Here is a 25,648-nt window from a genome sequence, read left to right on the forward strand (position 1 = left end):
TTGAATAAAGACTGAAATGAGACAGGCGGGTACATGATTGAAATGTGTATCTGTCTGTTTTATTTTGGGCATAATGGAAGAAAGGGTAACATACAAATTAGTTAATTGCAATTTTATTCTTCCTGTCCCAATTTCACAAAAATCGGTTCATGTTTCATAGCCGGAATAATTTTTTCCATCATATCTTTCATATTAATTTTCAGGCTGGAGGTGTTAATACAAGGGTGACAGCCGATGTAAGGTTCCTTCAGGAGGTCTTCATCAATAAGCAGCTGCACATGATTTTCCTTATCGTTCATAAGTCCAAGTATACTGACAGAACCAGGTGTAATATCAAGGAATTTCTCCATATAAGTTTCATTGCCGAAGGAAAGTCTGGCAACGCCAAGCTGGGAAGATACTTCCTTTGTCTTAAACTTCTTGTCGCCTGGCAGGAGCAGCAGATAGAAGTTCGTTTCCTGGCGGTTGCAGAGAAACAGGTTTTTGCAGATTACTGCATCAAGCACTTTATCCACATCTTTACAAGCTTCAATGGTCATCAGAGTTTCATGGTCAATCCTCTGATAAGGCACCTGAAGTGCATCAAGAAAATCATAAGTACGTATCTCTTTTTCAAGTCTGCCCGTGGTATCTGCGGGACGTCCGTTTTCAAGCTTTAATTCCATGGTGTTCTCCTTATGTATTCCCCCACAGGGTCTTTTTTGTCAAATATCTGGGAAATATTGTAGCATTGAGCGTTTTTTTGTAAAGTGGAGGATGTTCTCCCACAAATTGTGATGCCTGGAAAAGCACTTGATGTGCCCTCCGCGAAAGGGGGCTTTTTCCATGCATTTTTGCGAAAATGGTGTGAAAGATGCTTTTTTTCATAGTGCTCCTGTTGACAAAAATCCAAAAAGGCTTTATAAAATCCTTAGAGTCTGCAGATTGTGACGCACATCTTGCAGAAAGCCTTTTTCAAACACGCTCTAGAAATTGTACAGGCCTCATGTATTGCCTGATGCCATACTGCAAAATAAATATTATCAGGAGGAGCACATCTGAATGAACAATATCACAAAAAATGCACTGGAAGAATCTCTGAAGAAATTTCTCCTTCAGAAGCCTCTGGACAAGATTACTATCAGCGATCTGACCGCAGACTGCGGAATCAGCCGAATGGCTTTTTACTATCATTTTAAAGACATTTATGACCTGGTAGAATGGTCCTGTATTGAGGACGCTTCCCGGGCTTTGCAGGGAAAAAAGACTTACGACACCTGGCAGGAAGGGCTTCAGCAGATTTTTGAGGCTGTTTTGGAAAATAAACCATTTATCTTGAACGTGTATCGCTCTGTGAAACGAGAGCAGGTGGAAAATTATCTGTACAGCTTGACCTATCAGCTGATCGAAGGAGTGGTGGAAGAGCAGAGCGAGAATCTGAGGGTTACAGAGGAACAGAAGAAATTTATTGCGGATTTTTACAAATACAGTTTCGTAGGTGTTATGCTTGATTGGATCAAGAGAGGAATGAAGGAAGCCCCAGAAGAAATCGCGAATATGGTCTGCGTGACCATGCATGGAAATATTGGGAATTCTCTGCGGAATATGGAGAAGGAAGGGCAATAAAGATTAAGTTTATCCGGAAAATAAGGGATAACTATGGCATAGCAGCTTTAATCCTGAAAGGGCGGGACATAAAGTTTTCGAAATCAACTTTACAAAGTAAGGCGGATGATAAGTTTTTTGTCATCCGTCTTGTTTTGTAAATTGAGGAAAATTATTTTTTGACGTAGAATACACTCAGAAACAGGAAATACTAAATAAAAGGCAGCAGAATTTCGAATTAGTCAAATAAAAGCTTTTTATCTGAAGGTTAGGAAACAAAACTGAGAAAGCTTAGAAGCTGATTCGAAAAGTTAAAACAAGAATAAACACAGATAGCCGGAAATAATGTAACGGCAAATTTCAGAAAGGTGGTAATTTTTATGTCAAAGAAAAAACATTCCGTATTAGGTATGGCAGCACTTGCTGCAGCAGGTGCAGGAGCAGCAGTTCTGGCAAACAAGAGCCGCGAAGAGAAACAGATCATAGAAGCACACGTAGACCCGAATTACCGCAATACAGAGCGTGGCAAAAATGAGAAAAACAGCAAGGGCATTTATTATACAAACGGTAACTACGAAGCATTTGCCCGCCCAGAGAAACCGGAAGGCGTAGATGACAAGCATGCATATCTGGTAGGAAGCGGACTTGCGGCTCTGGCAGCAGCTTGCTTCCTTGTAAGAGACGCGCAGATGCCTGGTGACCACATTCACATCCTGGAAGCGATGGACATTGCAGGCGGTGCATGTGATGGTATCTTCGATCCGATGAGAGGATACGTCATGCGAGGCGGCCGTGAGATGGAGAATCACTTCGAATGTCTCTGGGATCTTTTCCACAGCATTCCTTCCCTGGAAAAACCAGGCGCCTCTGTACTGGATGAGTACTACTGGCTGAACAAACATGATCCGAACTATTCTCTTTGCCGTGCTACTGTAAATCAGGGCCAAGACGCTCACACAGATGGCAAATTTAACCTGAGCCAGAAGGGCTGCATGGAAATCATGAAGCTGTTCTTTACAAAGGACGAGGATCTTTATGACAAGACCATTGAGGATGTATTCGATGACGAGGTTCTGAATTCCACATTCTGGTTATACTGGAGAACCATGTTTGCATTCGAAAACTGGCACAGCGCACTGGAGATGAAGCTTTATATCCAGCGTTTCATCCATCATATCGGCGGACTTCCGGATTTCAGTGCTCTGAAATTCACCAAATACAATCAGTATGAGTCCCTGATCCTTCCAATGAAGAAATATCTGGAGGATGCAGGTGTTGACTTCCAGTTCAACACAGAGGTTACCAATGTAATCTTCGATATTCACGATGGTAAAAAAGTGGCAACTGCTATTGAGTGCAAGGTAAAGGGTGTTGAGAAGGGAATCCTTCTTACTGAGAATGACTATGTATTTGTTACCAACGGAAGCTGTACAGAGGGAACCATCTACGGTGACCAGAACCACGCTCCAAACGGAGATGCTGAGGTTCGTACAAGCGGTTGCTGGAGCCTTTGGAAAAATATTGCAAAACAGGATCCGTCCTTCGGACATCCGGAGAAATTCTGTTCTGATATCGCGAAGACTAACTGGGAATCTGCAACTGTTACCACACTGGATGACAAGATCATTCCTTATATTACCGACATCTGCAAGCGAGATCCGAAGAGCGGAAAGGTTGTTACCGGCGGTATTGTAAGCTGTCAGGATTCCAGCTGGCTGTTAAGCTGGACCATCAACCGTCAGGGTCAGTTCAAGGATCAGGACAAAGATAAGGTTTGCGTCTGGGTATACGGTCTCTTCACAGATGTACCTGGCGATTATGTAAAGAAACCGATGAAAGAGTGTACCGGTAAAGAAATCACGGAAGAGTGGCTGTACCATATGGGTGTACCGACTGATCAGATCGAGGATCTGGCTGAAAACAGCGCAGTCTGCGTACCGACCATGATGCCTTACATCACTGCATTCTTTATGCCAAGAGCCAAAGGCGACAGACCGGACGTAATCCCGGATGGCTGTGTGAACTTCGCATTCCTTGGCCAGTTCGCTGAGACTCCAAGAGACACTATATTCACTACAGAATATTCTGTTCGTACCGCAATGGAAGCTGTATACGGACTTATGGGCGTAGACCGTGGCGTTCCGGAAGTATGGGGCAGCGTATACGACGTGCGAGAACTCCTTGACGCCAGCGTAAAACTCATGGATGGCAGATCACCACTTGAAATTGAGCTTCCTGGACCGCTGAATCTGGTGAAAAAACCTTTACTGAAAGCAATCAAGGGAACCTTGGTGGAGAAGGTGCTGAGAGACCATGATGTGATTAAGGATTATATGCTGGAGAAATAAGCGGTTGTAAAAATTTTATATGCTGAAACGAGCGAAGAGTCGGAGTGATCCGGCTCTTTGTTTAATAGTAATGAATGAAAGATAGAAGACTGAAAAATGTTGGAATATTGGAGAGTGAAAAAATCAAAGTAGGCATAACCGTTATTTATGTTTTGAGCAGACATAGGTAACGGTTTTTTGTGTCATGTTTTTGCAAGATAATAGATTAGACACTTTAAATAATATAAAAATATACAAAAAATGCAAAAAAACAATGATTTTATAGTGCGTTTGTATTATAATATTTGCATACTTGACCAAAATGATAATTATTTTAACGGAGAATGAAACATGTATGTAGAATTATGCATGGAGTTTGGAAAAACAGAAATAAATTTTCAGCAATCTTCAAATTTACAAGGTGTCATTATGGAGAATATAAGCACGGAGTATGCGGGAATTCTTCATGGAAATCAGCTTAATCCGTATAGTCAATATGTGTCAAAAGAAGAGAACGGTGTAGTTTGGCATATAAAGACTATTACAGATGAAGCATATAAGAATATTATACTTCCAATGTCCGAGCTGAAAGAGATTACACTAAGAAAACGAGGAATTACAATTGTTCCTGAGAAAAAAACAATACAAATGATGGAAGCGAAAACTCTATTGGATGAGTTTTATGACAAGAAATGCTCTAGGTATTTTGAGGTATATTTTTTAACACCTACAGCATTTAAGCATGATGGAAATTATATTTTTTATCCGGATTTAAGTCTGATATATGGAAGCTTAATGCGTAAATATAGTGCATTTTCACAGCAGATGACAATGGAAGATAAAGACACTTTAGAGGAACTGTGCAGGAGCAGTGAAGTCGTAAATTATCGTTTACAAACAATACCATTTCCATTGGAAAAAATAAACGTGACTGGGTTTGTTGGAAAAATTGGAATTAAAGTGAAAGGTTCAGAGACTATAGCAAGATATATAAGGCTTCTTTTTCATTTCGGGGAATTTTCAGGAGTGGGAATAAAAACTGGAATGGGAATGGGAGCTATAAGATGCGGAGGGAAAAAGGATGAATGATCGAAAAGCGAAGCTGATTATAGGAAGCCTTTTACATGATATTGGAAAAGTAATCTACAGAGAAGGTGGTGACAAAAGAAACCACAGCGTAAGTGGATATGATTACTTAAAAGAAGAAGCTGACATAAAAGAAAAGGAAATTTTGGATTGTGTTAAATATCATCATGCACTGCTATTAAAGAGTGCAAATCTTGAAGATGATAACCTGGCGTATATAACATATATAGCTGATAATATCGCGGCATTTGCAGATAGAAGAGAAAAAGAAAATGTCGATGACAAAGGATTTGAAATCGCGGTTCCACTTCAAAGCATTTTTAATATTTTAAATGGAAATAAACAAGAATATTATTATCAACCGGGAGACATGGATCCGGAAAGTGGAATCAATTATCCGTCAGAAGAGAAGAAAAACTTTTCACAGACATTTTATATAAAAATCCGTCAGAGAATAACGGATAATCTTCGAGGAATAGACTGGAATGATGAATATGTGAATTCCCTGTTGGCTGTAATGGAGGCAAATTTGTCATATGTACCGTCATCTACAGCAAAGGCGGAGCTGGCAGATATTTCATTATTTGATCATGTAAAATTTACAGCAGCAGTAGCCAGTTGCATTTATGATTATTTAAATGCTGGAAAAAAGAATTGTAAGGATGAACTTTTCACGAAAGAGAAAGAATTTTATGACAGACAGGCTTTTTTACTTTGCTCTTTAGATATTTCAGGTATTCAGAATTTTATTTATACAATTACTTCCCAAAATGCATTACGTACATTAAGAGCACGTTCTTTTTATTTAGAAATAATGATGGAGCACATTATTGATACGCTTCTTGAAAAATTAGAATTATCCAGAGCGAATTTATTGTATTCTGGTGGCGGACATTGTTATCTTTTATTGGCAAATACGGAAGATACGCTACATAAATTGGAAGATTGGAAAAAAGAGTTAAAGTTATGGTTCCTAAAGCATTTTCAAAATGAACTGTTCGTTGCATGTGGATATGTCAAATGTAGTGCTAATTCTCTGAGGAATATTCCTGAGGGAAGTTATTCTGAAATGTTTCGCGGGGTGGGAGAAAAACTGTCAGCGGAAAAAATGCATCGATATGAAGCGGACGAAATTATTTGGTTAAATAGCCAAAAGGCTGATGATTATACGAAAGAATGTAAAGTATGTAAGCATGTTGGGAAAGTAAGCGAAGATGGACTATGTCCATTATGCAGTAAAATACAGAAATTATCCAATAATGTATTGTATAGTGATTTCTTTTCTGTCGTATTAGAAGGAGAAGCGGATGGTCTTCCGCTTCCAGGGGGATATTTACTTCTTGCAGATGATGAAAAAACGTTATCAAAACGTATGGAAAAAGATTCATATTTCGTAAGGGTATATGCAAAAAATCAGATGTATACTGGAAAACATATTGCCACAAAGCTTTGGGTAGGAGATTACACTACTGGGGATACATTTGAAAAATTTGCGCAAAAGGCAGAAGGAATTAAACGTATTGGTGTTTTGAGAGCTGATGTGGATAATTTAGGACAGACTTTTGTTGCTGGATTTGCTGGAAAATATGCGACATTGTCAAGAACAGCAGCACTTTCAAGGCAGTTATCAATTTTCTTTAAATATTATATTCGTTCAATTTTAAAAAATGGAGAGTATCATATTGATGGAGAAAAGAAGTTGACAGAAAGAAATGCAACTATTGTATATTCAGGTGGAGATGACGTATTTATTGTAGGTGCGTGGAATGAGGTAATCGAGCTATCAATTGATTTACAGGAAAAATTTAAAAAATACACGCAAGGAACCTTGTCAATATCGTCTGGAATTGGAATTTATGAATGTACATATCCGATAGGTGCCATTGCGAATGAAACTGGGGAAATGGAAGCGGAGTCAAAAAGAATGCCTGAAAAAGATTCTGTGACGTTTATGGATGATGGTGAGACGCATTTGATTAATGAACTTGAAATATGCGATGGTACTTATCGGTGGGAAGAATTATATAAGAGTGTTCTTGGAGAAAAATATGATGTAATTCAAGATTTTCTTGGAGAATCAGATGAAAGAGGAATGTCATTCTTATACCGCATGCTGGAACTGATCCGAAATCAGAAGGAGAAAATTAACTTTGCAAGATTTGTCTATCTTCTGTCTCGCTTGGAGCCAGATAAAGAAGGTGAAAAGAAAGAAAAATATCGCAAGTTTTCCAGAAAAATGTATCAATGGGTGCAATCTGAAAAAGACTGTAGAGAATTGAAAACAGCAATAAATCTATATGCTTATATGCACAGAGAGAAGGGGGCTCATTAATATGCGAATAAATGAGAAAAATTATGTCGATAAGGCTGAAAAAGTAATTTCGGATCTGGCAGAAGAATCAAAGGTGAAGAACAGAGGGCGTGTAAATATTGTAACGACCTCTAAACTTCGAAATCTTCTGGCAATGACAGCTGATATATATAATCAGGTATTACTTTATCCGTCGGAGAGGCTTGATGATGAACTGCTAGGAAGAATAGAATATTTAAGAGTTCGGGTTATGTATGAATGTGGGCGTGATAATGAGCACAAGGTAGAAAAGTTTATAAAAAAGGCTGAAATAATTGAATGTTTGAAAGAAATTGGTGCAAGTAAAAAGAACTATTTGCTTTTTAGTCGATATATGGAAGCTCTTATTGCATTTCATAAGTACTATGGTGGAAAAGAACAGTAAAGGGGGAGCATTATGTACGCAAAAATTAGAATTAATGGGGATATTTTAGTGAAAACCGGTATGCATATTGGAGGAAGCAGTGCTTTTGCGGCAATTGGAGCAGTTGATTCTCCAATAGTAAGGGATGTAAGATCAAATCTTCCATTGCTTCCTGGAAGTTCTTTAAAAGGCAAAATGAGGAGTTTACTTGCTAAGGAATTTAATGAAAGTCTTCAGGATCCAGATAATGATCATGAAAGAATTGTACGTTTATTTGGTTCAGCTAAGAAGGGAAACGTAAAGCGAAGCAGGCTGTTATTTTCAGATATGGTATTGGCGAATGAAGGAGAATTAAGACGAGCAGGTCTGCAGAGTATGACCGAGGTGAAATTTGAGAATTCGATTTCCAGACTTACTGCAGTAGCAAACCCAAGACAAATAGAGAGAGCTGTTCGAGGTTCTATTTTTGAGTTAGATTTAATATACGAAGTGGAAGATGAAAAAGAAATGATAGAAGATGTGGAAACGCTGGCAGAGGGTATGCGCTTGCTTCAATACGATTATATTGGAGGAAGTGGTTCACGGGGATATGGGAAAATTGCATTTGAGAATATAATTGCGGAAACTGTTGTAGGTGAGGTAAGTGAAGAATTATTGGCGCAGTGTAATAAGATATTATCACAAGCAATTCAGGAGTGAATTCTGAAAGGAGAAAACATTGAATTACACAAGTTATCGTTTGGAATTCTTTAATGGAGTACGATTTGGACATGGGAATCTCGACAGTACAGATATATCATTTCATGCAGATACTCTTTTTTCGGCTCTTTATCAGGAAGCATTAAAATTAAATAAGGAAAATTTATTTTTGGAATTTGTAGAAAATGATAGGTTATTATTTTCAGATGGATTTCCCTATATTGGAAAGGAATATTTTATTCCAAAACCAATGTTAAAAATTGAACGAAAAAGTTCAGCTTCGCGTGGAGATTCGAGAGAAAAAAAGTTGATTAAAAATATGAAATATATTCCAGTAGAGCTTTTGGAAGAATACATAAATGGAGATTTTCCGTTAGATCAAATGGATTTACTCCATAATCTAGGAAAATCAGGAATGAGAGTATCTGTTGGAATCAGTGGCAATGAGGATCCAGAGCCATATAGAGTAAATGCTTTTTATTTCAATGATGGAAACGGGCTATATATTATAGTTGGTTTTCAGGATGAAAAAGTGAAAAATTTGTTTGAAGAATTATTAGAAAGTTTATCGTATACTGGAGTTGGAGGAAAGAAGAGCACAGGATTAGGGCGCTTTGAATATCAGGAAAGTGAAATTTCTACAAATTTAGAAAAAAAATTACAAAAAGCTGGAAAAATAAATATATTGCTTTCTACTGCGATGGCAGCAGATATGGAGCTGGAGAAGATTCTTGATTGTGCCTATTATAGTCTGTTAAAGCGAGGGGGCTTTATAGATTCGGAAAAATATGCAGAACAACAGATGAGAAAACAGGAAAGATATGTTTTTATACCGGGATCTTGTTTTCAGCAAGTATTTAAAGGAACTGTGATAACAGAAAAGAATCGTGGAACACACCCTATATTCAGATATGAGAAAGCACTTTTTCTGGGGGTAGACATATGAAAAGAGTATTAAAAACATATCAGTTAGAATTAGAGGTATGCGGACCTGTTTATGTCGGAAGTGGCATGGAAATTCAGAAAAAGGAATATCTTTTTTTGAATAGAAATACAGTTGGTATTATAGATATTGATAAGTTGTATATGTTAGCCAAGAAAAAGCACTTGGAAATTGAGTTTGAAAAATTTATGGTTGTAGATGGAAGAGAAGATTTGAAGCATTGGGTTGAAAGAAATCGAATTTCTCTGGATGAAATCAAGTGCTGTATGAAGTATAAAATAAATGTAGGAGATATTCAGATGGAAAAAGGGCGCATGCAAATTATGAATTTCATGCGAGATCCTTATGGAAATCCATATATTCCTGGCAGTTCAATAAAGGGAATGCTTCGTACAATTTTACTTGCAGCAGATATTATGAAAAATCCACTGTACTATAAACAAGATGTCCAGAAGATAAAAATGGAATTGGATGGACCGATTAGAAATAGAAATATTTTACAAAAAAATATAGGGGGAATTGAAGAAAAAGCATTTCATAAATTAAATAGAACAGAAAAAAGCAAAGATGCAGTGAATGATATTATGTCAGGAATTATAATCAGTGACAGTAAACCACTGAGCAATGAAGATATGATACTTTGTCAGAAATGGGAATATCATATCGATGGTAGCAGCAAAACACTAAATCTGCTTCGTGAATGTGTCAAGCCAGGAACTGTGATAAAGACGAGTATGAAAGTTGACGAATCAATCAATCAGATTACAAGTGAGAAAATTATGGAAGCAGTAAAAAAATTTTATCAATTTTACTATAGTGTATTTCAGAGCAAATATCCTATTGCAGATCAGATGTTTGATGAAACGGTATTTCTTGGTGGCGGAAGTGGATTTGTCTCAAAAACTGTGATATATTCTCTGTTAGGAGAAAGAGAAGGAGTTCAAGCTGTGCAGGATATTTTTGATAAAACTTACGTGCCAAAGGAACATAAGCATTACAAAGATTGCAGACTGGGAGTTTCTCCTCATGTCCTAAAATGTACGAAATATTGTGGGAAAACTTATATGATGGGGCAATGTAAATTCAAAATATATTAGTTTTCCCGCGCACCGCATAAAATAGGCATTTGGAGAGTTTCTTATAATGAAAAATAAACTTATATTTCTGAAAAATCATTTCCCACGCAAATTGCGTAATACAGTCAGTGTTTACAAGGAATTGCGGAGATGGTATTGAGAAATATAAGTCCCCGGTAGGGGACGGAAATGATGGAAAATCAGTGATTTCGGATTTTACATGAACAATTGAGAAATATAAGTCCCCGGTAGGGGACGGAAACGGATTCAAACCCGCGTGCGAAGTTAAAACCGGAACAATTGAGAAATATAAGTCCCCGGTAGGGGACGGAAACCCGTATGCCATTTTCAAAGTACAGAATGCCGAATGCCATTGAGAAATATAAGTCCCCGGTAGGGGACGGAAATCTAGTCTTTGCTGTGTACGGAGTTTCAAAAGGAATTGAGAAATATAAGTCCCCGGTAGGGGACGGAAACACTTCTTGTAATTCTCCAACGAAATCTTTTTTACTATTGAGAAATATAAGTCCCCGGTAGGGGACGAAAACCATTCGTCTACAATTCTCTGATTGTCTTTTGGCGTGTTATTGAGAAATATAAGCCCCCAATAGGGGACGAGAAAAACAAAGGGGGAACACAATGGGATTACTTTATGTTAATGAAAATGGAGCTCAGATTGGTTATGAAGCAAATAAATGTGTAGTAAATTATAAAGATGGTTTGAAAAAATTGATTCCTATTGAATCTCTAGAGGGTATCACTATTATGGGGCAATCACAGATGACGGCAAAATGTACCGAAGAATGTCTGAAAAGAGGAATTCCGGTCGTCTATTTTTCAAAAGGTGGGGTATACTTTGGTCGTGTAATGTCTACAAGCCATATAAACGCTGGAAGACAAAGAATGCAAAGTGCACTATATGACACAGAATTCGCGGTAGAACTTGGAAAAAGAATTTTAAGCGCAAAGATTAAAAATCAGAGTGTTGTATTGAGAAGATATGAAAAAAGTCGAAATATACGTCTTGAGGAAGAACAAAAAATGTTAAGTATATGCAGAGGAAAAATAGAAAATTCCAGACGTATTGAAGAAATTATCGGCTATGAAGGGCAAGCTGCGAAGTTCTATTTTAGAGGTCTTTCAAAGTGCATTGAGAGAGAATTTCAGTTTAACGGAAGAAGTAGACGCCCACCAAAAGATGAATTTAATTCAATGATCAGTTTAGGGTACTCTATTTTGATGAATGAATTATACTGTAAAATAGAAATGAAGGGGTTAAATCCATACTTCGGATTTATACATAGAGATGCTGAAAAGCATCCCACATTGGCAAGTGATATGATGGAAGAGTGGCGCGCTGTTATTGTGGACGCAACGGTTATGAGCATGATAAATGGGCATGAAATTTCAAAAGAAGATTTTGTTTTCAACTTGGAGCAACCAGGTTGCTATTTAACAAAGACTGGATTAAAATTATATTTGAATAAACTGGAACGTAAATTTCAGACAGAAATTCGATATTTAAAATATGTAGATTATCCTGTAAGCTTTCGTCGTGGAATTTTATTGCAAATGGAGCAGTTAACCAAAGCAATTGAGAAGGGAGATGCTTCTTTGTATGAACCAATTGTTATTCGATGATGAGGAATATTATTTTCAGATAACAGATGAACTGGAAAGTGACCGTCAATTTATCTTGATAATTTATGATATTGTTGACAATAAGCGTCGAACCAAGTTTGCCAAATTATTAGAAGGATATGGAAAACGGGTTCAAAAATCAGCATTTGAGGCAATGCTTTCAGAAAAAAATTATTACAAGCTGATTGATCAGATTCCAGCATACATTGACCGAAATGGAGAGGATAGTGTGCGGGTTTACAAAATTACAGGAAAGGGAAAAGTCAAGTCCTGGGGAATAGAGCCTGTTTCTGAGGAAGAGATAATTTTAGTATAGAGGAAAATGAAAATGGGAAAGAAGTATTTATTTTCACCAGTAGGAAATACGGATCCAATTAAGTATTTTCATGATGGTTCATTACTGCACATATGTAGACATTACCAGCCAGATGTTGTTTATTTGTATTTGTCTAAAGAAATGATTGAGAATCATAAAAAAGATAATCGATATGTAAGATCAGTGGAGTTATTGAGTGAAAAAATCAACCATAACATTGAAGTCCATGTGATTGAAAACAGTGATATGATTGACGTTCAGCAATATGATGTATTCTTTACTGAATTTCGAAAAATTATAGGAGAAATTGAAAAACAGAAGAACAACGAAGATATATTGTTGGTAAATATGGCATCGGGAACACCGGCAATGAAAAGTGCTCTCCTGGTTATGGCAACATTAGCTGAATATAGATTTATTCCAATACAGGTTTCCACACCAAAGAAAAAAGGAAATCTGGAATACGAAGACAGAGACGATTATGATGTTGAAACAAACTGGGAACTGAACGAAGATAATAGAAGCGAGGCGGAAAATCGATGCCATGAAATAAAGTGTATGAACTTAATGCGCTTGTTAAAGATTGATATTATAAAAAAGCATTTGCTTTCTTATGATTATCGTGCTGCTTTAGAAGTGGGAAAAGATATAAAGGATGATATTAGTCCAGAAATTTATAACTGGCTAGAAGCAGCTGCGGCAAGATCGGTATTAGATTGGAATAAAATGAACAAAGCGCTTCCAAAGGGAAATGGTATTGTTACGCCAGTGAAAACAGATGATGTTAAACGCTCCCTCTTTGAATATACTTTAATTTTGGATTTGAAGCTAAAAAGAGGAGAATATGCGGATTTTATTCGAGCGTTTACGCCTTTGGGTGTTGATCTAATGGAATCTGTAATTGAGCAATATTGTGAAGTGAACATTTCGGATTATTATAAGGGAAAGAATTCTGCTAAGCAGTGGAATCAGAGAAAACTGGAAAGTAGTGAAATATTGCCGCTTTTGCAAGGTGATTTTTCTCGGTTTAATTTTGGACCAGTATATTCTATTCAATTAGTTAATTTAATAGAAGCGAAGTGTTCTGATGACTTATTGAAACAACGAGCAAGAGAGTTGGTTACAGTGGAACAAAACACACGAAATATTGCCGCTCATAATATTGTATCTGTGACAGAGAAATGGGTCAAAGAACAGACCGGAAAAAGTGTATCAGAAATTATGTGGCTTATAAAATACATTTGTTCGCGAGTGAAGATTAATATCAGAGAGGAAAATTGGAATTCATATGATAAAATGAATACTCATATTATAAAGCTGCTAGATGAATTATGATAACGTTTAAAGCAATATGAGGCTGTAATTGTAATATCCATTTACGGTGTAATAATTCTATTAAAACTGAGGGAGACTTCAAAATGAAGAGAATACCTATTACCCCATTTCTTATTCTCGCTGCGCTATTTACAGTTATAGGTGTCTCAGTTTATATGGAAGCTGAGGCAGAGAAACGTAAGCAGGAAGAACTGCAACGACAGCAGGAGGAGTATTTGGAGAAGTATGAAAAGGCGGAGAATGCTATTCTGATGCAGGATTATAATACCGCAGTAGAGCTATTGGAGAATTTGCCAGAGAACTTTAAGGACAAGGAATATGTTTTGGTTTATGCAAAGTATTGTAAAAGTGTAGCCGATGGAGAAACAATACATACGCAGTATCGGATAACGTGGGAGTTGCCTCATGAAGGTGATATGTATACGGGAGATTTTGCAGAAGAAATGAAAATTGCCAGGGAAACAGCAGCTAAGGAGAATGAAGCAGAAGAACGGCGGTTAAAGAAGGAGAAAGAAAAGAAAGAGCGAGAAAAAATCAAGCAAGATCAGCCGTATAGAGGAATGGATGAGAAATACATTACAAGTACTATCTGGGGTTTTTATGATAAAAAAGAGTCAGAAAATTACAGAGATAGTAATGGACAGGTGAAAGTGCAGAATACGTATAAGTGGAAGGGAAGCGATGGCGCGTACAGAAATGGAGCAGTCTGCCGGGATGGAAAAGTTACGGACCTTATACGATATGTACAGAAATCTTCTTCTAGTTATAGTAGTTCTTCCAATAAATATTCGTCACGCAGTAAATCCTCTTCCAACAATAAATTGTCACAGAAAAAAGATGAATATGATGTATATGATTATGATGATCCAGAGGATTTCTATTATGATCATGAAGATGATTTTGACGAATATGGAGATGCGGAGGATTACTGGGATGAGGCTCAATAAAGCTACTTCGATATAATGATAGAAATAATTGAAATCAATCAAAAAAACAATCGTAAAAAAATACGATTGTTTTTTTGCGCGTTTTTGCATATAATAATAGAAATATAATTGAAAAGGAGCTGAATCGTATGAAGGAAACACGAACAATGGAGTTTAAAGAAACTGTCACAAATACTTTTTTGAAAACTGTTAGTGCCTTTTCAAATTACAATGGCGGCATGATTCTTTTTGGCGTTGATGATAATGGTGTTGCCAAAGGGTTACCAGATGAAAAGCAATCATGTCTGGATATTGAAAATAAAATTAACGATAGTATTTACCCTCAACCAGACTATACACTTGAGGTGCAGCAGGATCATATAATTAAACTGGTTGTCAAAAGTGGCGTTCATAAGCCTTATTTGTATAAATCCAAGGCGTATAAAAGAAACGATACTGCTACGATAGAAGTAGACACGCTGGAACTGTCAAGACTGATCCTGGAGGGGAAAAATATAAGATTTGAAGAGCTTCCGTGCAAAGATCAGGAATTATCGTTTGAAATCTTATATCATAAATTAAAAGAATGCATTCAGCTTGAGACTTTTGATCAGGATACTTTAAAAACATTGAATTTATATAATAATACGAATGGATATAATAATGCAGCAGGTCTTCTGGCTGACGAAAACCATTTTCCAGGGATTGACATTATGAAGTTTGGCGAAAATATCAGCATTATTCAGAGGAGAGCAACCTTTGAAAATATATCAATTCTTGAAGTATACGATAAGACAATTGATATATTCAGAGATTACTATCAATATGAAGTAATTGAGGGGGCTGACAGGAAAAAGGTAGAAAAAATACCAGAGGCTGCGTTCAGAGAGGCGGTTGCAAATGCGTTGATCCACAGAGCCTGGGACATAGAGGCCAGAATCAGAATTTTAATGTTTGATGACAGGATAGAAATTGTTTCTCCAGGCGGGTTGCCATCTGGAATAACAGAAGAGGAATATTTAGCTGGGAAATTATCTGTTTTAAGAAATAGAAATCTTGCAAATGTATTTTATCGGCTGGGGTTTGTTGAGATATTTGGAACTGGAGTTATGAGAATCAAACAACTATATGAAGATGGATTCAGTAAACCAGATTTTGAAGTATCAGAAAATTCTATTAAGATTGTACTCCCGAATTTTGAAAAAGATGTGGACTTAACGGAAGATGAAAGAATTGTATATAAAATTTTGAGCAAGAATTTGATGAAATCAATTAGTGAAATTGCACCATATGTTCCTTTTGGAAAATCCAAGACAACGCAGTTGCTGAAGAGTATGGGACAAAAAGGCATTATAACAGTTGAGGGCAGAGGAAGAGGTACAAAATATATCATAAGATAAAGTGGTGGTCTTTTATGTTGCTATAAGGAGTCGCTGTCGGTTACTCCATTCACGGTAAGTAATTTGCAATGTATGGAAATAAAACTTCGCCAGATTTTTCAACAAAAAGAGAAGAGTACACTGATAGATAAGCTGAAATTGAGGAGAACCATTATGGAAAACAAAATTATCGTAAGAAAATACGAGGAAAAAGATCTTCCAGCTATGATCCGCATCTGGAATAAGGTTGTGGAAGATGGCGTGGCATTTCCACAGGAAGAATGTTTGGATGAGAAAACCGGCGCGGAGTTTTTCGCAGCGCAGACTTATACGGCGGTAGCCGAGAACAGGGAGAACGGACAGGTCTTGGGATTATATATTCTTCATCCGAACAATGTAGGCCGCTGCGGACACATCTGCAACGCCAGCTACGCCGTATCCCACGGTAACCGCGGACTTCATATTGGAGAAAAGCTGGTAAAAGATTGCGTAGCCCAGGAAAAAGTGCATGGTTTCCGTGTACTGCAGTTTAACGCAGTTGTGGCGGGCAATGTTCATGCAAGACATCTTTATGAGAGAGTTGGATTTCGCCAGCTGGGTGTGATTCCGGGAGGATTCAGATTGAAAAATGGGGAGTATGAGGATATCTGTCCGTATTATATTGAACTCATTAACACCGTTGATAAGTAGCGAACAAGATCGGAAAGATACTATAAAAATAGCTATATTACTTGCAAAACAGGATACCAGAGTAACCGCAGAAAAGACCGTAGCAATATTATATACAATGGCGGATAAGTTTTTGCAGGGAAGTGATTTGGAAGAGATAAAGGAGGTTGTAGCGATGACAAGATTAGGTCAGATGATTTATGATGATGGATTGAAGGTTGGTGAAGAGAAAGGTAGAGAAGAAGGTAGAGCCAGAATGATTGCTTTAACGAAAACATTGTTGGCTTCTGGTCGAATGGCTGACTTACAACTTGCGTTGGATGATCCAGGATATTGTGAAAAGTTGATGGAAGAATACGGAATAAAATAAAGTGAATTAAAGTAAGCGAAAAGTCGGAGAATTCTGGCTCTTTGTCTCAAAAGAAATGAATTAAAAAGGAGCAGAATATGAGAAAACCACAAAATTTTCAATGGAAAGAAATGACCATGGGAACCTGTTATTATCCGGAGCATTGGAGTAGAGAACTGTGGCAGGATGATTTACAGAGAATGAAGGCGGCAGGGATTACCGTGATCCGTGTGGCAGAGTTTGCCTGGAACAAAGTGGAGCCGGAAGAGGGCGTTTTTACCTTTGATTTCTGGGATGAATTTATGGAGTTATGTAAACAGGAAGAAATGCAGGTGATTTATGGAACACCTACTGCCACACCACCAGCGTGGCTTACGGAAAAATACCCGGAAGTTTTAAATTGCCGTCAAGATGGAGTTCCATATCGTCATGGAGCCAGAAGACATTACAATTACAATTCACCAAAATATAGAGAATTATCTGCAAGGATCGTAGAAAAGCTGGCGCAGCATTACGGCAAACATCCGGCAATTGTGGGATGGCAGATTGACAATGAACTGAATTGTGAGGTGGATGAATTTTATTCAGAGGCAGATTCTGTTGCCTTTCGTAATTTTGTGAAAGAAAAGTATAAAACTCTGGATAACCTCAACGAAGCATGGGGAACTGTTTTCTGGAATCAGACCTATACAGACTGGGAGCAGATTTATGTTCCGCGACCGGTGTTAAATAATGGTTGCAATCCACATCTCAGGCTGGATTATTACCGCTTTATTTCAGAAAGTACAATTTCTTTCTGTAAAATGCAGGCAGAAATAATCTCGAAATATAAGAAAGACGGAGACTATATCACCACAAATGGTATGTTCTGGAATCTGGATAATCACAAGATGGCAGAGGAATGCCTGGATGTTTATACATATGATTCCTATCCAAGTTTTGCATTTGGGTTGAACAGAGATCCGAAGACCGCGAAAGACCTGAATGACCGTCATTGGAGTAAAAATCTAACGGAAGTACGTTCCATATGTCCTCATTTTGGTATTATGGAACAGCAGTCTGGGGCAGGTGGATGGACTACAAGAATGGAAGGTCCGGCACCAAGACCTGGTCAGCTTACACTTTGGGCAATGCAGAGTGTAGCCCATGGCGCAGATTATATTTCTTTTTTCAGGTGGAGAACCTGTACTTTTAGTACAGAAATGTACTGGCATGGAATTTTGGATTATGACAATCGCGATAACCGTAAGCTGGCAGAGGTAAAAGACTTTTATAATAAATTAAAGTGTCTGGATGAAGTTTGCGGAGCGGATTATACAGCTGCATTTGGAGTATTAAAAGACTACGACAATATGTGGGATACGAATGTGGATGTATGGCATAGAAGGGTGGAAGCGCAGAGCTCAGAAGAAATCTTCATTGCTTCTGAAATTTATCACACCCCATATAATACGTTATATCTGAGCGAGGATACAGATATAAAGGAATTGCAGAAATATCCAGTGCTCATCTATGCACATCCTGTTATTATGACGGGAAAAAGAGCTGCTTTACTTAAAGAATATGTAGCAAATGGCGGAATCCTGATCATAGGCTGCCGTTCCGGATATAAGCAGGAAAATGGCAAATGTGTTATGCTTCCGCAGCCCGGACTTTTGCAGAAAATTACTGGTTCAGATGTGAGAGATTTTACATTCACAAGTCCAGCAGAGCCGTCTGTCACCGCCAACTGGGACGGTCAGACGATTGACATGCCAATATTTAACGACATTATGGAGCCTGTAGAGGAGGGAGAAACTCTGGCTTTCTACGACAATAGCTATTACGCAGGAAAACCAGCCGTAATCAGAAAGAATACAGGAAAGGGATATGCAATTCATTTTGGCAGTACTTTTTCCAGAGAAAGCATGAAGGTGCTGTTAGAATACACAGGAATTCTGGAACCATTCCAGGCTATGCTTGAAGCTCCACAGGAGGTGGAAGTCATTCAGCGTGTGAAAGGAAATAAGAAATACTTCTTTGTCCTGAACTATATGGGTTCAGAACAAAAAATTGTGCTGAAAAAGCAGATGCGGTCCTTATATGATAATGTAATTGCAAATGGTGAAATCTGCATGAAACCGTATGAGACAATAGTTTATGAAGTTTTGGAATGAAACAGGAAAATGTTTTTGAAAATATGAAATTAAATAAATCAGAAATAGTTAAACGAAGAGTCGGAGAAATCCGGCTCTTTGTTGTTTATAAGGTAGTGAGCCAAATTCATAGAACGCGTTTGATTTCAGTTTTTAAACGCGCCATGGTTAGGGGTTAGGTTATGAATAAAACAGGTTAATTCAACAGAAAAACAAGTCATATCCAATAATTGTCTTGCATACCTATTATTTAATCCAGTATAATGATTATATCAAAAATATTACAGGAGGGGGGTATGCAGATGAGGACACAATCGAAGAAACATAAGATAATCCGTACGGTTTTACTAGTGATTCTTTTGCTTCTGATAGTGGCTGCGGGTGGTTTTATTTCAGTGTATGAGAGTCGCTTTCAAACCATAAGCAGTATTCAGAAAGTGACAGATTACGATGAATACAATTTGTATCGTATGGATGTGAAATATGATTATGATCTGGATCGGCTGATCGAATACGGCATAACAGATAACCAGAGCTTTGTTGATGCCATTGTGAAAGAGGCACTTCCTATCTTGCCAGTACATATTAAAGCACCGGATTTTGGCTGCAGTGCTTTTACCCTGCAGGAAGCAGACGGAAATGTGCTGATGGGCAGAAACTATGATTTCAAACGGGATACTTCCGCAATGCTGGTTTACTGTGAACCGAAGGGTGGTTACAAATCCGTGGCTTTCGCAGCATTGGATAATATCTCTGCAAATATTCCGGATGCGAGTATGAAGAAAAAGCTTGCCACATTAACAGCACCATTTATCTGCCTGGACGGCATGAATGAAAAAGGGGTATCTATTGCAGTCCTTACTTTGGACAGCGAACCGGTTCACCAGAATACAGGCAGGCCGGTGATCGGAACCACGCTTGTGATCCGTTTGATTCTGGACCGCGCGGCAACTACAGAAGAAGCCGTAGAGCTTCTGAACCAGTATGACATGTTTGCTACAAGCGGCAGAGATTATCACTTTTATATCACAGATGCTTCCGGTGATGGCAGAGTAGTGGAGTATGACTGTGAAAGCGAAACCAGAGAAATGGTTGCCACACCAATTCGTTCCATCACGAATTTCTTTGGACTCTATAAGGATAAAGTCCTTCCGAATCAGAAGAATGGCATTTACGGTCACGGAAAAGAGCGGTATGACAAAATGGAAGCTATTTTTGACTATGAGGAAGTTTACACCAGTGATGTTGCATGGGAGGCTTTGAAGGCCGCATCACAGGAGCCGTCAGAGGAGGAAGTTACCAGTAATACCCAGTGGTCTATTGTTTATGATGATACCAATCTCACCGCAGAGATTGTCCTTCGGAGAAACTGGGATGATGTGATCGGGTATAATCTGAAGGATAACACGATTACATTAAAATAATAACATAGAGCCTGTTTCAAACATAATCCGGTAGTCTTAAAGGAAGAGAAAGACACGTGAACCAGAAGTTCAATATAAGGTTTTAAATGCCTCGTCAAAGGGAAGCTTCATCATTTCCCCGGCGGGGCATTTTGATTATTTGAAATACGAATCTCGTTACAGTGTTGACTGGAATGTTAGTTGAATTTGTCTATAAATTTGAAACAATATGTCAACTTAGTCTGAAAAATAACGCTTTAACACGTTAATTTTGATTGACTCCATAGTATATGCAGTGTATTATGAATTTATAATTGCTGTTTGCGGAGTGGATAAATGTATGGTGTATGCATAAGAAAAAAGTGTAAAACTCTTCAGGCAAAGCGAATAGTTTTTATAATCCATCTATCTAAAGGGGGAGTCATTTATGACAGGAAAGAGAAAAAGAAAACTGGCAATGCCAGACACCTTGATCATCGTAGCATCCGTTGTACTTCTGGTGGCGATTCTTTCATGGATCATTCCATCCGGAACCTACGATTATCAGGAGATGAACATCAATGGAAGAATTCGAAATGTAGCTATTGATGGAACTTATCATACAATTGATAAATCCGAAGTTACCACAACCGGATTCCTTGGATTTTTCAGTGTACTGTATCGAGGCTGCGTGGAGGCTGCTGATGTAATCTTCATGATCCTCTGCTGCTGCGGAACCTTCGGTGTTGTGGTGAAAACAGGTGCTTTCCATGCAGGAATCGGAACCATTTTAAAGAAACTGAAGGGAAAAGAAATTCTGCTTGTTCCAATCATCATGATGATCTTCGGACTGGGCGGTTCCGTGTTTGGTATGGCAAGTGAATTCTACGGATTTTATCCATTGATCGTAGGTCTGGGAGTTGCTCTTGGATATGATGCAATGTTCGGATTTGCCATTATTGCAGTTGGAGAGTTTGTTGGATTTATGGGAGCGACACTGAATCCATATTCTGTAGGAATTGCCCAGACAATTTCAGGTGTAGAGCTTTATTCCGGAACCGGATACCGTGCGATCTGCTTCGTGATCTTCATGGCAATTTCCATTATCTATGTAATGGTTTACGGGCGGAAAATTAAGAAAAATCCAGGTGCATCCGTTGTATTTGGTGAAAAAAACATTCATGCCTTTGACAGAGATGAGTTAAATGAATACAGCTTTACCTTAAAAGATGGTCTGGTTCTTCTGGATGTTCTTGTAGTGCTGGTTGTTCTTATGCTGGGTCTGATCAAATGGGGATGGGATTTCCCGCAGCTTTGTGGCTTGTTCCTTCTTATGTCCATGATTGCTGCAGCAATCTGTAAGTGGTCTCCGAATAAATGGTGCAGTGAGTTTATTGACAGCGCAAAGACTGCAATGTGGGGATGTATCCTTACTGGTATTGCGAAGGCTATCACAGTTGTTATGCAAGATGCGCAGATTATGGATACGGTTATCTACGGTTTGTCAAACGTGCTGAAAAATGCGCCTCATGCAGTTTCTGCACAGGTAATGCTCGTAGTACAGACGCTGATCAACTTCTTCATTCCGTCTGCAACAGGTCAGGCTTCTGCAACCATGCCGATCATGGCACAGCTGGCAGATATTATTGGTGTGAGCAGACAGACAGCAGTTCTTGCATTCCAGTTTGGCGACGGACTTTCCAATATTTTCTGGCCGACGGCAGATATCGTTATCATCTGTGGCCTGGGTGGAATTTCCCTGCAGAAATGGTATAAGTGGTTTACGCCGCTGTTTCTGATCTTGTTTGTGACACAGGCGATTTTGTTGGGAATTGCAACTGGAATTGGGTTCTAGAGTGTGTTTGATATTTAGAAAAGGTAAGTCTAATGGAAAGAAAAGGAAACTTAATTAAACTTACGGACCTGTCTTCCGATTTCATCATCGACCTGAAATATGCCACGCCGGATAATTTCACTGGCGTGCAGGTGTACCAGTCAGCGGATTGCTGGCTGGATGAGCACACAGCGCAGATTCTGATAAAAGCGAAGGAAATTTTCGAAAAAGATGGCTATCGGGTGAAAATCTGGGACGCTTATCGTCCAATTCGTGCGCAGAAGCGGTTCTGGGAGATCATGCCAAATGATGATTTCATTGCCCGTCCGCCGGATATGACGAAAATTAAGAAATTCCGTCCTACTCATATGAACGGAATGTGTGTTGACGTCACACTAACTGATAAAGAAGGCAACGAAATCGAAATGCCATCTCCATTTGACACCATGGACGAACGCGCAGCCCTGAACTTTGCCGGTCATTCAAAAATCGGAAGAAGAAATGGTGAATATCTGAAAAAAGTAATGGAATCTGTTGGATTTTTGGCGTACGAATGCGAATGGTGGCATTTCTATGACGTGTCTGCGGAACCAGTGCCGTTTTCGGATTATGAAATATAGTTTTGGAATATGAGATTCCATTAAAAGGGTAAAACAAAGCAGTTGCCAGAAAGTAAGCTGATCTATAGACCTATTGTAAATATTAATAAGATGTCAAAAAAGCCAGGGATAGTCACTACAAAAAGCCTCATCCCTGGCTATTTTTGTAGAAAAAATCATACAAAGTGTAAGAATCTATAACATTTCAAGGAAAATATTCGTATTTCAAAAAACTCAATTTTCTGTAATAATAAGTACATCAAAGAGAGATACCGGTAAATCTCAAATAGAAAACGCAAAAAAAGAAGAACGAAAATTTCAGGGAGGTTATAGTAGAATGAAAGGAAAAAAACTTGTTTCTTTAAGTATGGCAGCTGTTATGTGTGCGGGCGGTCTGGCTGTTTATGGTGGACAGGAAGTTAAAGCTGATGATAAGGTTTCCGTTGTTGTGGCTACAAACTGGGGCGAAGGCGATTCTAAATACGATTATTTCTATCCTGTTTTCCAGAAATTCCAGGAAGAAAATGCTGATACAATGGACATTACCCTTCAGACATACAGCACTGAGGATTACAAGACGAAGATCAAAACCCAGACAGCATCCGGAGATCTTCCAGATGTATTTACATACTGGGGCGGCGGTATGATGAAAGATATGGTTGACGCTGGATTACTTCTTAATGTAGATGATTACTTTGCAGATAGTGAAAGCGTAACAAAAGAAGATTTTGATGATGGAGCATTTGATTACTATATTGCAGGAGATGGAAATGCTTACGGTATTCCGATTGAATCCACAAGAGGTGTTCTCCTGGCAAACAAAACTCTTTTTGAGCAGTATAATCTGGAATACCCCACAACTTACGATGAGTTGTTAGAGGTCGGAAAAGTATTTAATGAAAATGGAATTATTCCAATGGCAATCGGAAGCAACGGTGGAACACCTTCAGAGTTCTTCTACAGTGAACTCTACAATCAGTATGAAGGCGGCGCAGATGAGATTGCAGCACTTGCTTCTGGTGGAAACTTCAACACTGACAATGCAGTAAAGGTTGCAGATACTCTTCTTGATATGATTGACAACAAGCTGTTTCCGGAAGATACAATGGCAAACGGTGGCTGGTCTGCAAGCCTTCAGCTTTATACAGATGGAAAAGCAGCTATGACTTATACCTATCCATGGATGTATGAGTCAATTCCGGATGATATTCAGGAATGCAGTGACATTATTCCAATCCCGCAGATGCCAGGTGCAACAATTGATCCGGCAACAATTGAGACAGGATTTACTGTATATGGATTTATGATCAACAAAGCTTCCTATGAGGATCCGGAAAAACATGATGCTATCCTGAAAGTATGCGATATGCTTGCTTCTGATGAGTTAACAGAATCTCTTACAGAGAGTGGAATGATCCCATGCAAGAAAGTAGAAGTTAACAAAGACTCCCAGAAACTGATCATGCAGAAAACACTTGATTATTCGGCTGATAAAACTCTTGTTCAGGTTCACTATACTACAATGCCAAGCGCAGAAGCAATTACCATGATGGATTCCAGTCTTGATGAGCTGTTTATCAATGCACTGACCGGACAGGAATTCGTCGATAAGGTACAGGCAGTACTGGATAAAGATAAATAAACGGTAGCTGCTTTAACGGATAAGTAATGTTGATAAAAGGCTGCCGCGAAGGAATGATCAAAAGCGGCAGCCTTTTTATGCCCAAAAGTACATGATATCTTCAGGCACTGCAGTATAAATGAGGAGGCATTATGAATAATAAATACAAAAAAGTTCCTGTGTGCATAGGATTTTTACTTCCAGTATTTTTGATTTATACCATATTTCTGTTTGTTCCGCTGGTTCAGTCTGCGTATTACAGTCTGACAAGCTGGAACGGAGTAACGGAAAAGGTTTTTGTTGGTTTAGATAATTTCAAAGCACTATTTTCAAATAGTGATTACTGGATCACTTTCTGGAATACCATCAAATTGGTTGTGATCAGTTTATGTATACAAATTCCGGTAGGACTTCTTCTTGCATACCTTTTATATTCAAAAATAAAAGGTATGAAAATATTCCGTACGATTTTTTTCCTTCCAGTTGTTATCGCGCCAGTGGCTATTTCCCTGATGTTTTCTCTTTTTTACAACAGTGAGATTGGCATATTCAACAAAGTTCTGGAGGCAATTGGTCTGGGAAGATTTGCAACAAACTGGCTTTCCAATATTCATACACTTTTATATGCGGTAATGGTACCTCAGGTCTGGCAGTACATTGGACTTTACGTAACAATATTTTTAGGAGCGCTGCAGTCCATGCCAGAAGAGCTTTCTGAGAGTGCACAGATTGATGGGGCAAACAGAACTCAGACATTTTTTCATGTTGTATTGCCTGAAATCGCGAATTTCACAAATATATGTGTAATTCTGTGTGTGACAGGTTCTCTGAAAGCCTTTGAACATTCCTGGATCATGACAGGAGGCGGACCTGGTGTGCGGTCAGCATATCTTGGAGTTTACATGTATAAAACAGCATTTGTAAACTCAGATTTTGGAACTGGAAGTGCGATTACAGTGACAATTGTATTGCTGTCTCTTGTAATTACCGTATTATTTAATACAATTTCTGCCTGGCGGGAGAAAAGATAGGA

The 25,648-nt window shown here is 38.4% G+C and carries 23 protein-coding genes and 1 CRISPR repeat array; of the genes, 22 read left to right on the plus strand and 1 reads right to left on the minus strand.

Annotated features, from left to right (window positions below; genetic code table 11):
* Nucleotides 1-113: 113 nt before the first annotated feature.
* A complete protein-coding gene (locus tag AB5170_RS09080; protein WP_118577811.1) occupies nucleotides 114-665 on the minus strand; it encodes a prolyl-tRNA synthetase associated domain-containing protein in 552 nt (183 codons plus the stop codon).
* 188 nt (nucleotides 666-853) lie between these two features.
* Here AB5170_RS09080 and AB5170_RS09085 point away from each other — a divergent pair, with 188 nt between their 5' ends.
* From AB5170_RS09085 to AB5170_RS09190, 22 genes are all read left to right on the plus strand, one after another.
* Entirely contained in the window at nucleotides 854-1,045 is a 192-nt protein-coding gene (locus AB5170_RS09085) for a DUF6783 domain-containing protein (protein WP_368356801.1), read from the plus strand.
* Nucleotides 1,042-1,605 carry a TetR/AcrR family transcriptional regulator gene (locus AB5170_RS09090; RefSeq protein WP_173770590.1) on the plus strand — a complete coding sequence of 188 codons (564 nt, stop codon included), beginning with the start codon at nucleotides 1,042-1,044 and terminating at the stop codon, nucleotides 1,603-1,605. Before AB5170_RS09085 ends, AB5170_RS09090 begins: the two co-directional genes overlap by 4 nt.
* A 359-nt stretch (nucleotides 1,606-1,964) precedes the next feature.
* The gene (locus AB5170_RS09095; protein ID WP_368361448.1) at nucleotides 1,965-3,932 is read left to right on the plus strand and encodes an oleate hydratase; all 1,968 of its coding nucleotides are present in this window, start codon (nucleotides 1,965-1,967) and stop codon (nucleotides 3,930-3,932) included.
* 330 nt (nucleotides 3,933-4,262) lie between these two features.
* Nucleotides 4,263-5,000 (plus strand): CRISPR-associated endoribonuclease Cas6, encoded by a 738-nt coding sequence (gene cas6 / locus AB5170_RS09100; RefSeq protein ID WP_173718027.1) that lies wholly within the window; start codon nucleotides 4,263-4,265, stop codon nucleotides 4,998-5,000.
* On the plus strand, nucleotides 4,993-7,329 hold the full coding sequence (gene cas10 / locus AB5170_RS09105; protein WP_173718028.1) for a type III-A CRISPR-associated protein Cas10/Csm1: 2,337 nt from the start codon (nucleotides 4,993-4,995) through the stop codon (nucleotides 7,327-7,329). Before cas6 ends, cas10 begins: the two co-directional genes overlap by 8 nt.
* Nucleotide 7,330: 1 nt before the next feature.
* Nucleotides 7,331-7,732, plus strand: a complete 402-nt coding sequence (gene csm2 / locus AB5170_RS09110; protein WP_173718029.1) for a type III-A CRISPR-associated protein Csm2 — start codon at nucleotides 7,331-7,333, stop codon at nucleotides 7,730-7,732.
* A 12-nt stretch (nucleotides 7,733-7,744) separates the two neighbouring features.
* On the plus strand, nucleotides 7,745-8,410 hold the full coding sequence (csm3, locus tag AB5170_RS09115) for a type III-A CRISPR-associated RAMP protein Csm3 (RefSeq protein WP_173718030.1): 666 nt from the start codon (nucleotides 7,745-7,747) through the stop codon (nucleotides 8,408-8,410).
* A 19-nt stretch (nucleotides 8,411-8,429) separates the two neighbouring features.
* On the plus strand, nucleotides 8,430-9,356 hold the full coding sequence (gene csm4 / locus AB5170_RS09120) for a type III-A CRISPR-associated RAMP protein Csm4 (protein ID WP_173718031.1): 927 nt from the start codon (nucleotides 8,430-8,432) through the stop codon (nucleotides 9,354-9,356).
* Nucleotides 9,353-10,450, plus strand: coding sequence for a type III-A CRISPR-associated RAMP protein Csm5 (gene csm5, locus AB5170_RS09125; RefSeq protein WP_173718032.1), 1,098 nt, complete (start codon nucleotides 9,353-9,355; stop codon nucleotides 10,448-10,450). The genes csm4 and csm5 overlap by 4 nt, the downstream gene beginning before the upstream one ends.
* A gap of 134 nt (nucleotides 10,451-10,584) precedes the next feature.
* Nucleotides 10,585-11,046: direct repeats of the CRISPR family, unit length 31 nt; unit sequence ATTGAGAAATATAAGTCCCCGGTAGGGGACG.
* Between the two features lie 22 nt (nucleotides 11,047-11,068).
* Nucleotides 11,069-12,070 carry a CRISPR-associated endonuclease Cas1 gene (cas1, locus tag AB5170_RS09130; RefSeq protein ID WP_173718033.1) on the plus strand — a complete coding sequence of 334 codons (1,002 nt, stop codon included), beginning with the start codon at nucleotides 11,069-11,071 and terminating at the stop codon, nucleotides 12,068-12,070.
* The gene (cas2, locus tag AB5170_RS09135; RefSeq protein WP_173718034.1) at nucleotides 12,048-12,386 is read left to right on the plus strand and encodes a CRISPR-associated endonuclease Cas2; all 339 of its coding nucleotides are present in this window, start codon (nucleotides 12,048-12,050) and stop codon (nucleotides 12,384-12,386) included. Before cas1 ends, cas2 begins: the two co-directional genes overlap by 23 nt.
* A gap of 12 nt (nucleotides 12,387-12,398) precedes the next feature.
* Nucleotides 12,399-13,721 carry a CRISPR-associated protein Csm6 gene (locus AB5170_RS09140; RefSeq protein WP_173718035.1) on the plus strand — a complete coding sequence of 441 codons (1,323 nt, stop codon included), beginning with the start codon at nucleotides 12,399-12,401 and terminating at the stop codon, nucleotides 13,719-13,721.
* Nucleotides 13,722-13,804: 83 nt separating this feature from the next.
* Entirely contained in the window at nucleotides 13,805-14,668 is an 864-nt protein-coding gene (locus tag AB5170_RS09145) for a hypothetical protein (protein ID WP_173770592.1), read from the plus strand.
* Nucleotides 14,669-14,796: 128 nt separating this feature from the next.
* Nucleotides 14,797-16,047 carry an ATP-binding protein gene (locus AB5170_RS09150; RefSeq protein ID WP_173718037.1) on the plus strand — a complete coding sequence of 417 codons (1,251 nt, stop codon included), beginning with the start codon at nucleotides 14,797-14,799 and terminating at the stop codon, nucleotides 16,045-16,047.
* A 153-nt stretch (nucleotides 16,048-16,200) separates the two neighbouring features.
* A complete protein-coding gene (locus tag AB5170_RS09155) occupies nucleotides 16,201-16,716 on the plus strand; it encodes a GNAT family N-acetyltransferase (RefSeq protein ID WP_173770593.1) in 516 nt (171 codons plus the stop codon).
* A 154-nt stretch (nucleotides 16,717-16,870) separates the two neighbouring features.
* Complete coding sequence (locus tag AB5170_RS09160; RefSeq protein ID WP_173770594.1) at nucleotides 16,871-17,065, plus strand: hypothetical protein; 195 nt, start codon at nucleotides 16,871-16,873, stop codon at nucleotides 17,063-17,065.
* Nucleotides 17,066-17,142: 77 nt separating this feature from the next.
* Nucleotides 17,143-19,200 (plus strand): beta-galactosidase, encoded by a 2,058-nt coding sequence (locus AB5170_RS09165; protein ID WP_173770595.1) that lies wholly within the window; start codon nucleotides 17,143-17,145, stop codon nucleotides 19,198-19,200.
* Between the two features lie 275 nt (nucleotides 19,201-19,475).
* A complete protein-coding gene (locus AB5170_RS09170; RefSeq protein WP_243881896.1) occupies nucleotides 19,476-20,603 on the plus strand; it encodes a linear amide C-N hydrolase in 1,128 nt (375 codons plus the stop codon).
* Nucleotides 20,604-21,009: 406 nt separating this feature from the next.
* Nucleotides 21,010-22,416, plus strand: a complete 1,407-nt coding sequence (locus AB5170_RS09175; RefSeq protein ID WP_118577704.1) for a YfcC family protein — start codon at nucleotides 21,010-21,012, stop codon at nucleotides 22,414-22,416.
* A gap of 32 nt (nucleotides 22,417-22,448) precedes the next feature.
* On the plus strand, nucleotides 22,449-23,015 hold the full coding sequence (locus AB5170_RS09180) for a M15 family metallopeptidase (RefSeq protein ID WP_173770596.1): 567 nt from the start codon (nucleotides 22,449-22,451) through the stop codon (nucleotides 23,013-23,015).
* Between the two features lie 316 nt (nucleotides 23,016-23,331).
* Nucleotides 23,332-24,636, plus strand: coding sequence for an ABC transporter substrate-binding protein (locus AB5170_RS09185; RefSeq protein WP_173770597.1), 1,305 nt, complete (start codon nucleotides 23,332-23,334; stop codon nucleotides 24,634-24,636).
* A gap of 131 nt (nucleotides 24,637-24,767) precedes the next feature.
* Nucleotides 24,768-25,646 (plus strand): carbohydrate ABC transporter permease, encoded by an 879-nt coding sequence (locus AB5170_RS09190; RefSeq protein WP_173770598.1) that lies wholly within the window; start codon nucleotides 24,768-24,770, stop codon nucleotides 25,644-25,646.
* Nucleotides 25,647-25,648 lie beyond the last annotated feature (2 nt).

The organism is Ruminococcus sp. RTP21484sp1_RTP21281st1_A8_RTP21281_210402 (genome assembly GCF_040914025.1).
Taxonomy (GTDB): Bacteria; Bacillota; Clostridia; order Lachnospirales; family Lachnospiraceae; genus Blautia_A; species Blautia_A faecis.

What these genes read in the sequence shown, in the direction of transcription:
- AB5170_RS09080 (WP_118577811.1), bottom strand. Translation starts at nt 665, where the DNA reads ATGGAATTAAAGCTTGAAAACGGACGTCCCGCAGATACCACGGGCAGA.
- AB5170_RS09085 (WP_368356801.1), top strand. Translation starts at nt 854, where the DNA reads ATGCTTTTTTTCATAGTGCTCCTGTTGACAAAAATCCAAAAAGGCTTT.
- AB5170_RS09090 (WP_173770590.1), top strand. Translation starts at nt 1,042, where the DNA reads ATGAACAATATCACAAAAAATGCACTGGAAGAATCTCTGAAGAAATTT.
- AB5170_RS09095 (WP_368361448.1), top strand. Translation starts at nt 1,965, where the DNA reads ATGTCAAAGAAAAAACATTCCGTATTAGGTATGGCAGCACTTGCTGCA.
- cas6 (WP_173718027.1), top strand. Translation starts at nt 4,263, where the DNA reads ATGTATGTAGAATTATGCATGGAGTTTGGAAAAACAGAAATAAATTTT.
- cas10 (WP_173718028.1), top strand. Translation starts at nt 4,993, where the DNA reads ATGAATGATCGAAAAGCGAAGCTGATTATAGGAAGCCTTTTACATGAT.
- csm2 (WP_173718029.1), top strand. Translation starts at nt 7,331, where the DNA reads ATGCGAATAAATGAGAAAAATTATGTCGATAAGGCTGAAAAAGTAATT.
- csm3 (WP_173718030.1), top strand. Translation starts at nt 7,745, where the DNA reads ATGTACGCAAAAATTAGAATTAATGGGGATATTTTAGTGAAAACCGGT.
- csm5 (WP_173718032.1), top strand. Translation starts at nt 9,353, where the DNA reads ATGAAAAGAGTATTAAAAACATATCAGTTAGAATTAGAGGTATGCGGA.
- cas1 (WP_173718033.1), top strand. Translation starts at nt 11,069, where the DNA reads ATGGGATTACTTTATGTTAATGAAAATGGAGCTCAGATTGGTTATGAA.
- cas2 (WP_173718034.1), top strand. Translation starts at nt 12,048, where the DNA reads ATGAACCAATTGTTATTCGATGATGAGGAATATTATTTTCAGATAACA.
- AB5170_RS09140 (WP_173718035.1), top strand. Translation starts at nt 12,399, where the DNA reads ATGGGAAAGAAGTATTTATTTTCACCAGTAGGAAATACGGATCCAATT.
- AB5170_RS09145 (WP_173770592.1), top strand. Translation starts at nt 13,805, where the DNA reads ATGAAGAGAATACCTATTACCCCATTTCTTATTCTCGCTGCGCTATTT.
- AB5170_RS09150 (WP_173718037.1), top strand. Translation starts at nt 14,797, where the DNA reads ATGAAGGAAACACGAACAATGGAGTTTAAAGAAACTGTCACAAATACT.
- AB5170_RS09155 (WP_173770593.1), top strand. Translation starts at nt 16,201, where the DNA reads ATGGAAAACAAAATTATCGTAAGAAAATACGAGGAAAAAGATCTTCCA.
- AB5170_RS09160 (WP_173770594.1), top strand. Translation starts at nt 16,871, where the DNA reads ATGACAAGATTAGGTCAGATGATTTATGATGATGGATTGAAGGTTGGT.
- AB5170_RS09165 (WP_173770595.1), top strand. Translation starts at nt 17,143, where the DNA reads ATGAGAAAACCACAAAATTTTCAATGGAAAGAAATGACCATGGGAACC.
- AB5170_RS09170 (WP_243881896.1), top strand. Translation starts at nt 19,476, where the DNA reads ATGCAGATGAGGACACAATCGAAGAAACATAAGATAATCCGTACGGTT.
- AB5170_RS09175 (WP_118577704.1), top strand. Translation starts at nt 21,010, where the DNA reads ATGACAGGAAAGAGAAAAAGAAAACTGGCAATGCCAGACACCTTGATC.
- AB5170_RS09180 (WP_173770596.1), top strand. Translation starts at nt 22,449, where the DNA reads ATGGAAAGAAAAGGAAACTTAATTAAACTTACGGACCTGTCTTCCGAT.
- AB5170_RS09185 (WP_173770597.1), top strand. Translation starts at nt 23,332, where the DNA reads ATGAAAGGAAAAAAACTTGTTTCTTTAAGTATGGCAGCTGTTATGTGT.
- AB5170_RS09190 (WP_173770598.1), top strand. Translation starts at nt 24,768, where the DNA reads ATGAATAATAAATACAAAAAAGTTCCTGTGTGCATAGGATTTTTACTT.